The organism is Kiritimatiellia bacterium, assembly GCA_025054615.1.
Lineage (GTDB): Bacteria > Verrucomicrobiota > Kiritimatiellia > CAIVKH01 > CAIVKH01 > JANWZO01.
This window is the reverse complement of the sequence record JANWZO010000034.1, coordinates 1-12,779: the sequence shown is the minus strand read 5'-3', so window position 1 is coordinate 12,779 and position 12,779 is coordinate 1. Positions and strand designations below refer to the sequence as shown.

The window sequence follows — 12,779 nt, the reverse complement described above, 5'->3', positions numbered from 1 at the left end:
CGTTGCAATGAGATTAATTCGTACATATCCAACTGCGTTTCGGCTCAAGACGACATTCGTCTGAGCGAGTGCGCCTGTGGCGAGCATTGCCAAACCGGCTACTATGGCAAGAGTTCTTTTCATGAATTTCTCCATATCTTTTACACAAGCTTTTGTTCCATGTCTACAGGAAAAGTAGAAAAATTTTTCTACTTTCTGACTATGAGACTACACGTAGGCGATCTACGTGTCAATACGTAGGCGAAAAAATTTTGCAAAAAATTTTTCCCGGTACGCAATTTGTATAACCTTTTGATATGTAGCGGATTACGGCGAGCTGCAAACTAGCGGCCGTCCGGAATTTCCTTTCCCCAAAGGTCTCCTTGGCGTAGCGAAAGCGTCTGCGCGGCGTTGCGACGACGCACGGTCGCGCAAAAAATCCTGCAGACACGGTGCATCATTTTGAATGCCGAACATGCATCGGGTCTCGCATCAAGCGCTCGCCTGTAAACGGCGCTCTGGCGATGGATCGTGGACGCTTCGCGCGAGGACGAGCATCAAACACGCACCGCCACCTTTGGCGGGGCGACGCCGTTGTCGGATCGGCGGCCGAAAAGCGATTGGGGCCGATGAATGGACCCGTGGCGCGGACTGAAAAAACGTTGTTGGAATATGGAACTCCGGCGCTGAATGGGCCATGAAACTCGGCTTCACCTAGACCTTCCGCACCCGATTCCGGAATGATCCCAAGTCGTATCGCCGCGTGTAGATCTCGTCCCTTTGCGCGGCGGTCGGGATTTGTGGGGCGAGGCGTTCCTTTGAATCAAACATTCGTGCGCAGAAAAGCCACAAAAGGCCCGGGGGGAACCGGGCCCTCCATGAACGGCGCCGGTGGAACGGCGCCCTCCAACGCGTTCGTATGTGGAGGGGCGAGTTCCACCTCGCCCGCGTTCGAAAAGATTGAGGTCCGCGCCGGCGTTATCCGGCCCGCGTGGAAGCGGGCCATCCACGGGAATCTGCGATAATGGCCCGGGGGGAACCGGGCCCTCCATGAACGGCGCCGGTGGAACGACGCCCTCCATCAACGGCGCGGGTGGAACCGCGCCCTCCATCAACTTTTTGCCGGACAGGAGAACTACGCTGCCTTAGTCTGGTGATGGCCCCTCGACAGAAACGGCGATGAACAATTCCCGGTTGGTGGGGGAGGTCAACGTTTCCACAATGGCGGGGTAGCCGACGAGATTGGTCCGCGCGATTTCAAAACCGGTCATCAGGTTTGTGGAAATCCACAGCGTGTAGAGGCGTCCGGCTGCCGACGGCCAATGGACATCCACCGAGCCATTAGCTTCTGAGATGGTTTGAATGGCCAGGAAACTTGCAGGATCGGTCAAGCCGGTGCCGGCGGTCCACTCATGGGCGTCGGGCATGCCGTCCCCGTCGGTATCGGAGTCGGGATGGATTCTTTCGTAAGCGCCGCGATCGGCGCGCGCGATGGAGTCGTTGTTGCCATCGAGAGGACGGGGCCGACCCAATAGATCGAGCGTGAGCGACGGGCTCGCGGTAGCGCTATCGATGGCGGGCGATCCAAGCGCGGGTCTGAAATCGCCATTGGCGGGATCTTCAAAAAGCGGGTCTGCGTCGGAGGGGTCTACGCCCGGTGGAAGGGGCCAGGAGGTGACGGCCTGCCACACGGCGGCGGTGCCGGTTTCGACATAGTTGGATCCCAAGGGATTGTCGTAAATGATCGAGTTGTGGATTGTACTGCCGCTGCGCCCGTACCATCCGCCGCCGGTGGCCGCATAGTTTTGGACGATGGTGACGTGGCGCAGATGCCCCCCGTTGACGCTCACGACGCCTCCACCGTGGACGGCGGAATTGCCATAAATGAGGCAGTTTTCAAGCGTGCCGCCGTGCAGGACGGCCACCCCGCCGCCGCCCTCGTGAATCATGGAATCGTATCCGGCACGGCAATAATACAAGGGGATGATCGGCACATAGGTGAATTGCCCGCCGAGCGCGCCGTTTGAGACGTTGCTGACAATGATGCAGCGAGAGAGTTTCCCTGCGCTCACGTAGGCGCCGGCCCCCGCATCTGCAAGGCCGTTCCGCAGCGTGAATCCTTCCACCACGGCGGACGGGTGGGCCAGCAGGAGGACCCTGAACAAATTATTGCCGTTGAAAATCGTTTGTGTGGGCCCGGCAGTGCTGCGCAGCGTGATGCCGCGAGTCACACGAAGATTCGCGACGTTATAAGTACCCGAGGCTACGAGGATCACGTCGCCGTCAATTGACGCGTTGATGGCGTCCTGCGGCTGTTGCGCGGCAGTGGACCAGGTAAGGAAGGGTGCAGTGGGTGAGGGGCTGTGGAGATTGACGAAACGGAGCTGGTGATTTTCATAGGCACCGAGATCGGGCAAGACGAGACCATCGCCGTCGCCATCTGCCGAGCGGGTTTTCTGGAGATAATCGTTCGTGATGCCGGCGATCCAAACAGCGCGGTCAATTGCAGGGGATCCGCGTCGGATGCGCAGGTCGCGCGCAGCGAAACCCATGAAGAGCGGATCGCCGGTGATATTGTTTGTGCCGTCCAGTTGTGCGCCGGCCAAGACCTGTTCTGCAAGTGCCCCCGCTCGAAGGTGTGCGTCCTCGGTTCCGGCGACAGATGCTTGGTTGCTCCAGAAGAGGGAGTTGTAAACGCGGGTGGCCGATCCATCGGCATGGAGGCCGCCGCCTTCAAATGCACTATTGGCTGCGGCAGTCACGAATTGGGCGATAGCTCCCCCGCGCAGTGCCAGAGCGCCGCCGCCCCCTGCCGCCTGGTTATCGTGGAAGACCGAGTTGATGACGAGGCTGTTCGCGTCCGCCAGAGCGCCACCGCCGTCGATGAGGGCGGAATTGTGAATCAGGCGGCTTTCGGCCAGCGCGGAGGCGCCATCGAGATATGCGCCGCCGCCTCCGTCATTGGTCGCGCTGCATTTCTCGATTGAGGCGCGAAAGACTTCTGCGCCTCCAGTGAGGAACGCACCTCCCCCTCGACCGGCCCGGTTGGACACCAAGGTGGAGTACATCAGGCGGGAACCGGCCGTTGCATAGGCCCCCCCGCCCGATTCGTAGGCGGTACAGGATTCGGCGCGGATCCACCAACTGGTGGCCGGTCCCTGCAGGTACAGGCCGCCGCCGCGGCGAGTGGCGACGTTGCTCCGAAGCACCGCGTGGCTGAGTTCCCGGGGCGAATTGGCGTAGATGCCGCCGCCATCCTCTGCATTGCAATTCGCGATATGGACGCGCCGGACGATCGATCCGGGTTGGGCCAGGACGCCGCCTCCCTTTGCGAAGGCGAAGCACTGTAGGATGTTGGCATTCTGGAGAATGGCGCCCGGCCCGACGATGGCTCCGCCGCCATCGCCTGACGAGAAGCCGCCCACCAGCGATAGATTGTTTGCGATGGCATTTGAGGCGACCAGCCGAAGCACCGGCACGCTCGACTGGCCGTGAAGCACAATATTCTCGCGAGTGCCGATGCCGACCATCGCCACGTGCTGCGTGATGACCAGCGGCGCGGACTGCGGATACACGCCGGGACGTACTGCGATGGCTGAGCCGGCCGATGCGGCGGCAAACGCGTCATTCACGTTGGTTGCCGCGGTTGCCCAGGACGCGTAGGGAGGTGTCGGGTTTGTAGATGCCGCGTCTACATAGACGACAGCACCCGATGCCATCCTTTCGAAAGGCCCGATATCAACCGCCGCAAGTCCATCGGCGTTTCCGTCCACCGGGCGGGGGTTGTCGTCATAATCGGTCGTCAGCAGCGGTGTGAGCAGGCCTGCATCAATGGCCGGCGACGTGGGCAGCGGCCGGCGGTCGGGGCCCAGCAACGGCGCGTTGGTCTTGGAGTGGGTGTCGAATCCACTCGCCGATTTCCAAGCGGCGAAGGAATTATAGATTCCGACACCGAGATAAGCCGCGGCAAACGGGCTGGACGGGAAAACGGATCCTGCTCCCGATCCACGGAAATACAGGTTGTGGTCGATCTGGTTGTCGAAGACCGTCTGATTGTTGGGCGCATGAGCGATGATGTCGTAGTCCGTCGCATTTGAAACAATAAGATTGTTGAACAGCCGGTTACTGACCACGGGGTAGCCCGGCTGCGGGTTGTGCATGAGCAGCGAGGCATAGGCGCGATGGCCGCCGGGGTTGCCCCGCGTGTGCATGATGAGGTTGTTTTCCACGCGGGTGTTTCGCGATGCGGAAAGGTGGATGCCGACCGCCCCGTTGCTGATCACGATGTTGTTGAGGACGTGGGCGTTTTCCGTGAATTCGATGTAGATGCCGGCAGTCACCTGATAGGTGGAATCTGACGCGCGGTTGGTCCAGATGAAATTGTTGTGGACATAGTTGTTCAGCACGTAGTTCGGATGGCCGGCGACATTGGTGTCGAACCAGATGCCGTTTCCGTTGTTCCATGCCACTTCGCATCGTTCGACGGTGGCTCCAGCGAAAGGAATGATCTTGATCCCGCCGGAGTAGGAGGGATGGAAGCTCCGATAGTTGTTGCTGACGACTATGCACTCCCGGATGAGCATGTTTGTAAATGCGTTGCAGTTTATCCCGAGCATTCCATTGTTTCGGATGATGCAGCGCAGCGCCTGGGAATTGTGCCGGAGCGTGAGGCCGGTGACATCGCCCCATTCGATGATGCAGTCCTCAATGATTCCGTTGAGGCCGATCAGAACGATCGGCCAACCCATCGGGATATAGGTCAGTGTGTTGCCATGCTTGAAGGTGAGACCGCGAACGCGAAGGTAGCCCACCGGCGATTCGTCGTAGAACACGCCCAGTGACACGCTGGCTTCCATCAGGTAATTCGTCGGCGGCGCATCGCCGGGGAGCCGGACATACAATCGTTGCGATGCGGCATGGTAATAAAAAGATCCCGGCGGCATGTTGGTGCGCGGATCGCCGACATCGATGGGAAACATGCCGGCCGGGATGTGGATGCAGCGGTAGCCGTGCGGCAGGTAAAACCAGTCACCGCAACTGCAGGCGCGTTGCGAGGTGTATTCATTGGGCCAGCCGAGCTGAATGAGCGGCATTTCGTTATAAAACACCTGCTGGCAATTCACCGTATGCGGCGTGTACCACAGTGTTCCATCCTGAATCCAATTGGTGATGACGATGGATCCTTTGAGCACCGGGGACGCACCGGGGTACGCGGCGATCGTGATCGGTGCGGATGCGCTCCCGTTTGTGTTGGTAAAAGTCACCCGGCCGCGGTAGGTGCCGTCATGGATCCAAACCGTGTCGCCGCCGTTTACTCGGTTGATCGCATATTCAATGGAGCGCCAGGCTGACGTCGGGGAGAGGCCGTCGTTATTATCGTCGCCATCCGGTGACACGTGGTAATCGGCGGCCGCGCAAAGGCTCGCGGCGAGCAAAAACCATGCGATGCCCGCTCTCATGCATTGCTCCTCAACAGAAACAGGAACAGATACAGGCGGTACCGGAGATCTCAACCTCAGGCCGCTCTGTGCCGCTGCTATTGATACACGGCCCCCCGCCGCTTGTCATGGGTTCAGCGTATCGGCACGGCGAGGTTCGCGTGGGCTGCGTAGGAATTAGTCGATAGGCTCGATTCGCATCGCGTCGCGGATCAGGAAGTCTTTCATCGCGTTGAGGCTTCCCTTTTGGCGGCACTCGTCGAGCATGTCCTGCAGCTCGAGAACCTCTTCGAGCAGAAGGTAGCGCACGAAGGCAGATTGGCCCGCGGAGGCTGTGACCATCAGACGGGTGCCCTCGCGGGATATGGTCATAACGCGGTCCTCGAGCCGCGCTCGAAAGAGGTTTTCGCCGGGTAGGGGCTGAACCAGATATCCTTCCTGCCTCAGCGCCTCCACGAATCGCCCCATCAACAGCTCGACCACGTCGTGCCGGGGCAGGTCGAGGGAAACCGTTTCCCCTCCCGGCGAGCCCTCTCGTTGTCCGCGCCGCAAGCCGCTCCGTTCCGAAAGAAGTGGTCCCAGCACAGGCGGCGCCAACAGCGTGGTGAGAATCGCCATGAGCACAGCCATGCCATACAGCTCCGCCGTCAACACGCCTTGCGCCAGGCCCAGCGAGGCGACAATCAGCGCGACCTCCCCGCGCGGCATCATCCCCACCCCGACCCGCAAGCCGCCCAGCGCATTGAAGCCCGTCAAAAACGCGGCCAACCCGCAACCGAACACCTTCGAGAGAATCGCCAGAAGGGTGAAAGCCAGGCCCGCGGCGATCGAACCCTTCAGGGATAGCAGGTCGACCATCATGCCGGACGAGCAGAAGAAAATCGGCACGATCGCCGTGTAGAGGCCATGGAGCCGATCTCGAATCACATCTGCCAGGTCGCTGCGCGAAAGTGCGAGCCCGGCAGTATAGGAGCCGATGATAGCGGCCACGCCCATCCGCTCGCTGATCCCCGCCAGCATCAGCGACAGGCCGAATGTGACCATCGCAATAGTTTCATGCGAGCCGAGCGCTTTCATCAGACGCGCCACACGCCGGCCCAGCAAAAGCCCGCCGGTTGCCAAAACCACCCAGAAGCCGATCGTCCGCGCGGCCGTCAGTCCAATCTCCCTCCAAGAGAACGCAGCGTCCATCAACTGGGAACGACTGATTCCGACGACCACCGCCAGCAGCACGAAGCACAAAATGTCATCCAGCACCGCTGCAGCAAGGATCGTGACGCCCTCCGGCGTATCCATCTTTCTGCGTTCAGATAGCAGCCGCGCCGTGATGCCGACCGATGTCGCGGTTGACACCGCGCCCAAAAACATGGCCACCGGCGCTATCCAGTTGTCAGCAAGGCCGAACAGAAGGGCGCTGGATGCGCCAAAACCGTACGCGGCAACCACGCCCGCCACGCCGACAGCGAGACCAGGCCCGCTGTAGCGCATAAACAGCCCGACATCCGTTTCTAGCCCGGACACAAACAGCAGCAAGATGGCCGCCAGCGAGGCGATGTGGTGGATCTCGCCGGGCAGCGGATCGGCGCCGCTGTCGGGCGGACGCGGGAAAGGCGCGCCGATGAGCGGCCAATCCACACCTCCAAGCGCGTAGGGGCCGATCACAAGTCCGGCGGACAACTCGCCGATCACGCTGGGCAATCCCACGCGTCGGGCGAGCGCACCGCCGAGGTGTGCGGCCACTAGGATCGTCGAAAGTTGAAGCGCGAATAGCGCGATCCCGGAGGGCTCGCCATCGCCGCCAGCCCAGGCCGGCCCGGCTCCCAGCAGCAGCATCGCGAAGGCCGCTCCGACCCGAACCCCACTGTGGCGCCGGCTCACGGAGGACTCGCTCGAATGGGAGCGGCGGCCCCAGGCTCGTCGAGGTTCAGCCCCACGATAAAGAAACGGCCATCGGACTCGCGCAAGTGGGTCAGTTTGGCGTTTTGCAGGCGCACGCCGCCGGAGGGCAGCGATTCGGCCAGCGTTTCAATCAGCTTAGCGCCGGTATGATAGTGGGTCGCCACGAGGATCACCGCGTCAGATCCGCCCCAGCGGCGCCAGATTTCCGCGGCTGCCCAACGGACGCGGCGAATTCCGTCGTCATAGCGTTCTGCGCCCGGTGACGTTTCCGCCGCGCCCGGGCGCAGCGCGAAATAGGGCCGCTGGTCCTCCTCAAGCAGAATGGGGTCCCCGGGCGGTGTCAATTCGTGTTCGGGGTCGGTCTGCCAGCAGCATTCATCGAGTTCGGGCCAGATTTCGGCCTGCGCATTGGCAGCAACCAAATATGGCTGAATCGTTCGCAGGGTGCGATACGCCGGGCTCGTCAGGATGGCGTCAAACCGGTAGGGACGCAGCGCGCGGGTGAGGTCTTCGATCTGACGCGCCCCGTCCCTTGTGAAATGGCGCTGGTTGAAGGCCGTATACAGTTTGGTGGCGTTGGCCAGCGTTTCGGCATGGCGCACGATAAAGATGTCGAGCGCTTGACCCGCGAGGGGGAGCGCGAAGAGCGACGAGATGGTTAACAGCAGAGCCGCGCGCCAGCCCCGAAAGGCGTGCCTTCTTGGGACGCGAACCCAGCGGCGGGCAGACCACATAAAATCAGATTAGCAGGCTGTCGAATTTCGCGCAAACGCTTGCGTAGCACATCTTCCGTTCGGGCACGGTTCGCCTACCAACTCAGCGATATTGCGCGCGATGCCGTCGATGAACGCCTGCGGCCCGAACCGCTCCGCGTTTCGACGAATCCGCGCCGCATCCCAGTGCCGGCCCGCGGCAGCCTCCACGGCGGCAAGCAGCGCGTCCTCGGTCTGTTCGTCGAAAAATACAGCCGTTTCGCCGGGGACTAGCGATTCCAGCGCGCCGCCCCGCGCAAAGGCGACAACCGGCGCGCTACACGCCTGCGCCTCCAACGGGACGATTCCGAAATCCTCCTCGCCGGGGAACACGAGCAGCCGGCAGGAACGGTAAAGGTCTCGAATCGTTTCATTGGACTGCCACCCCAGAAATTGAATGCGGGGGCCCGCCATGGAGCGCAACCGGCGCGACTCCGTACCGACGCCGACGACCTTGAGGGGAAAGCCGCTGCGTGTGTAGGCGCGGACCGCCAGGTCGATCCGCTTGTATGGCACAAGCGCGGAAACGATCAGATCGAATTCTCCGCGCCGTTCCTCCGGTTTCCCCGGAGTGTAAAAATCAATGTCCACCGGAGGATAAACTAGGTCCGCCTCCCGTCCGTAAAAACGGCGGATGCGCTCGCAGACGTGACGGCTGATCCCGATGAACCGGTCCACCCGGTCGCATACTCGTCGGTCCCAATCCCGGAGCCGCGCGAGGATCGGCGAGGCGAGGGCGCGTTTGGCGCTGCGCGCGCCAAGATATTCGTCGTGGAAGGTCCACGCGTACCGCATCGGCGTAAAGCAATAGCAGAGGTGTTTGCCTGGAGGTTTGACGCGGAGCGCCTTCGCGGCGCAGTGGCTCGTGCTGATGAGTAGGGCCGCGTCAATCGGCGGGAAACGCTCAACCGCCCAGGGGAAAAGAGGCAGCCACCAGCGGTAGTGCGAGGCAATGCCCGGAATGCGATGCAGAACGGACGTTCGGATCTCGTGCGATTCGATCGTCCGCGAGACGGATCCTGGTTTGTGCAGCAGCGTGTAAATCGGAGCGCGGGGAAACCCTGCGCAGAGCCACTCGAGGCATTTTTCGCCGCCCCGCATCCCGGTCAGCCAGTCGTGGGCTAGCGCCACATTCAGGCCGGCCCACGCGTCGGGGAATTTCACCATGAGGCGCCCCGTTGGCGACTACGCGCTCTGCCTGAGCACCCGCGTCGGGTCGATCATGCGAACCGCTCCGGGCTCGGGGTGTTCGATAAGGTCCATCACGGCCCTCACCTTTTCGCGAAGCCCCTGGTCAATCGAGCTCAACTGCGGCCGCGTGTATTGGCAAATCGGCAGGTTGTCGTAGCCCATCACGGCCACATCCCCGGGAACGTTCCGGCCAAGGCGCGAGAGGCCGTCGATAATGCCGGCGGCAACGACGTCGGCCACTGTCACCACTCCGTCGACCGCCATGTCGATGATCCGCTGCGCGGCGTAAAGGCCGGCATCGTAGGTGACAGCGGTTTCGAGGAACTCCATTTGAACCCCGGCCAGTTCGCACGCCATGCGGGCGCCGCGATAACGCTCGGACACTACGTCGTCCGGCGCGCCGGTGGGTTTCCCGCCGACAAACAGCAGACGGCGCCGTCCGATGTCGATGAGGCGTTCGGCTGCGAGATAACCGCCCTTTTGCTCGTTGGTGCGGACGTGGCCGTGGGCGGGAAAGTGTCCGGCCGAATCGAACAGCACACACCGGATGCCCGGATTTTTGAGCAAGTTGGGCAGGGCATCCTCCGAAAAGCCGACGAAGACCGCCGCATCCATGTTCCGCTGCAGAAGGAACTGCACGGTCTCCTCCTTCCGCCCCGTGTGGAAGCAGACCGCATATCCGCGCTGTTGCGCCTCATATTCGAGACGGATCAGAAATTCGCCGTAAAACGGATTGATGGGCGGTTCGGGGCCCGAGTGCTGCGGATCGAACACTTGCGGAATAATGGCCGCGAGCATCCGCGAGCGTTGCCCGGTCAGCGAGGCGGCCGCGAGATTTTTGACATAGCCGAGTTCTCGCACCTTCTGCAAAATTTTTTCAGCCGTCGCCTGGGAAACCTCCCTGAGACGGCCATTGAGAACATAAGAAACCGCGGCTGGCGAAACGCCAGCCGCACGGGCTACATCCGTGATCGTTGGCTTCTTGATGCGAGCCGAGGCAGGCGATCCTTCATTCGAGGGCGCGTTCATGGAATTCAGCTTATATGTCTTAATCGGTTCAGCAATTAGAATTTCATCAAATTTTTATTCAGCTCTCGTTTGCGAACTAGGGGAGGGCGAAACAGGAAAAAAATGCGCAGCGGAGCGTGCGGAGAGCCGATGTGGGTCCTTACCCTGTACAACGGGGGGGGCTACGGGTTTCGCCGCTTTTCGCAGTCGCCGAGACCTCAGGGCCGGGCCTCGACGCGTAGCCGGTAAAAACCTTGCGGCGCAGCTAGCCAACTGGTTGCCAGCGGATAGGACCAAGCGGCGGAGAATGGCGCGGTCGTTGAGATGGCATCCCAGGGTCCGTCCGGCGCGGCAGAAGATTCCAGGATGTAGGCATGCCGGGCGATCGCATCGTGCCGGATCAATGCAGTGGAGCCGATGGATTCCACCGAGCGGAACGAGGGGGGATGCGCGAGGTGTTGCAGGCGATTGGGTTCGTCAGTCGGAGGGAACAAAAATCGAAACGCGCCAGGCAGGCGATTTGACCATGCGGCTTCATTATGGACGTGGCCGCATCCGGCACTCCACATTAGATCAATGCCCGGCGTGTAGCCCTGGGCCAGCAGACCATCGTATCCGGCGAGGACCGGCTCCCAATACGATGTATCCGGCGGCTGGCCCACAAGGCCCTCATTTGTGCCGGTGTCGATATACACTCGCAACGGGCGCTTGGGTTTGGATGGAAAGGCGGCCGCGTAATTGGTCGCGCGCCCGAAGCCGGGCGACATGGCCCCCACGATGCCAAAAACATTCGTTTCAAAGCCGAAATAGATGCTGATGATCCCGCCCAGCGAGGAGCCCATGACCCCCGTATTTCGCCAGTCGGGCAGCGTTCGGAAATGATAATCGAGCGTCGGTTTGACGTTCTGCACCACGAATTGGAGATACGCCGAAGCGCGACCCATGGCGGTGGTTGCGTTGTAGCGATCTCCGTCGGGGATGTATTCGACGCGTCGGTCCGCATTGTCGATGCCAACGATGATCACCTCCCTCATGCGGCCCTGGCTGATTTCGCGGTCGCTGGCCGTGTTGGCGCTCCAGGAACCGAACGGACCGCCGGGATCGAAGATGTTCTGGCCGTCATGCATATAGAGCACCGGGTATCGCTTCCACGTATTTTGGACGTATCCGCGCGGAAGCCGGATCCGAATGGTCCGGCTTGGAATTCCGGACACGGTGGAGCTGACATTCGTGATGAACAGGAACGGCGCGCTCGGGGAAGGCGGCGGGAAGTAGTCGTAGATCTGGCCGTCCTGGAGAACAAACGAGTCCAATAAAGTGTAGTAATTCGGAAGTCCATTGATGGGGTTCGGCACGGGTGCATTGTCCCAGTATTGCGTCCCGTTGAGATATCCATTGAGGACAAATTCCAAGGGGGCGCCGGCGGAGCCGATACCCGTAGCGCGATAGAGGTACTCCGCGGGCGCACGACCCGGTCCGATGGGCTCCATGGGCGCCCCGCCCCAGTTTGTCCCTGCGATGCGGTACACGACGGCGACATTCGTCAGTCCGGACAGGTAGTAGATCGTCTTGCCCGCATAGGGCGGCGGCGGCACAGGTGGGGCGTAGGCGCCCAGGTTCTGTTGCGTCGGCGAGACATCCGGCATCCATGTCACATTCGACGGATCGCAAATCCGGTTCGTAGCGGTGCTGCGCCAGATGAATTTGTATTCCGTCGTCGCGCCGGCGGGAATGGCGACTCTGCCCGTCCAGACGTTTCCCGGCGTCCAGCGCAATTTGACGGCACCCGTAGGCGTCCACGCGCCCAGCGAATCCGCGCTGCCGGCGACGAATACCGACGTCCCGAATCCTACGTTTTGTGTCCAGGCCACACCGATGGAATAAAGGTTCCAGGCCGGTTCCGCGCGCACGTCGGCTACATTCACCGATCCGATCGCGGCGAGGAGAAGACAAGCATGTCTTTTCATATCGAATCAATCTTACCCGGTGGCTGAGGGTTTGGCGCGACGATTTGTGAATCTGTAACGCACCCTTGAAAATGGCCACTTGCTACCCGACAGAAATGAGTCATGGAGGACGGTTTTCGCTCAGAGAACGTCGAAAGAGTCAGGACGAGCGAACGAGGCAGAAGGCGGAGCTACTTAGCGGGTGCTGTAGGTGAATGCCGAACTCCAAGCCGGGTTGGGGCCGACGTCTGCGGCCAAGCATCTAGCGCGAACCGTCGACATCCGGGGCGATCTCGAGACGCAGAGGCGATGGCTTCCAAAATTCAATAGACCTCTATCAAGTTTCTTCAATGAGCCAGATTTCGAATATATCTGCGATCAAATCGAGTTGGAGAATTTGTAGACCTCCCTCTTTCGCCGCATCCCGCTTCGCAAATTCAGGCAGGCGCGAGCCATAAGGGAAGGCCTTGGAGGGCGCCGTTCCACCCGCGCCGCTATCCCCGATTCCCTTGGAGGGCGCGGTCCCACCCGCGACGCGGATTTCGGTCGGGGTGGAACCCGACCCT

7 protein-coding genes are annotated in these 12,779 nt (G+C 61.2%); all 7 read right to left on the bottom strand.

From position 1 onward, the window contains the following. Positions 1-1,124 precede the first annotated feature (1,124 nt). Complete coding sequence (locus NZ740_10550; protein ID MCS6772439.1) at positions 1,125-5,438, bottom strand: right-handed parallel beta-helix repeat-containing protein; 4,314 nt, start codon at positions 5,436-5,438, stop codon at positions 1,125-1,127. Between the two features lie 156 nt (positions 5,439-5,594). After that, positions 5,595-7,295, bottom strand: coding sequence for a cation:proton antiporter (locus NZ740_10545; protein MCS6772438.1), 1,701 nt, complete (start codon positions 7,293-7,295; stop codon positions 5,595-5,597). Then, on the bottom strand, positions 7,292-8,050 hold the full coding sequence (locus NZ740_10540) for a histidine phosphatase family protein (GenBank protein ID MCS6772437.1): 759 nt from the start codon (positions 8,048-8,050) through the stop codon (positions 7,292-7,294). Before NZ740_10540 ends, NZ740_10545 begins: the two co-directional genes overlap by 4 nt. Before the next feature lie 9 nt (positions 8,051-8,059). Beyond that, positions 8,060-9,235: a glycosyltransferase gene (locus tag NZ740_10535; protein MCS6772436.1), complete on the bottom strand. Its 1,176-nt coding sequence runs from the start codon at positions 9,233-9,235 to the stop codon at positions 8,060-8,062. A gap of 18 nt (positions 9,236-9,253) precedes the next feature. Next, entirely contained in the window at positions 9,254-10,288 is a 1,035-nt protein-coding gene (locus NZ740_10530; GenBank protein ID MCS6772435.1) for a LacI family transcriptional regulator, read from the bottom strand. A 197-nt stretch (positions 10,289-10,485) separates the two neighbouring features. After that, positions 10,486-12,234 (bottom strand): alpha/beta hydrolase-fold protein, encoded by a 1,749-nt coding sequence (locus tag NZ740_10525; protein ID MCS6772434.1) that lies wholly within the window; start codon positions 12,232-12,234, stop codon positions 10,486-10,488. Positions 12,235-12,550: 316 nt separating this feature from the next. Next, positions 12,551-12,779, bottom strand: a 229-nt coding sequence (locus tag NZ740_10520; protein ID MCS6772433.1) for a hypothetical protein, incomplete at its 5' end; no start/stop codon positions are given.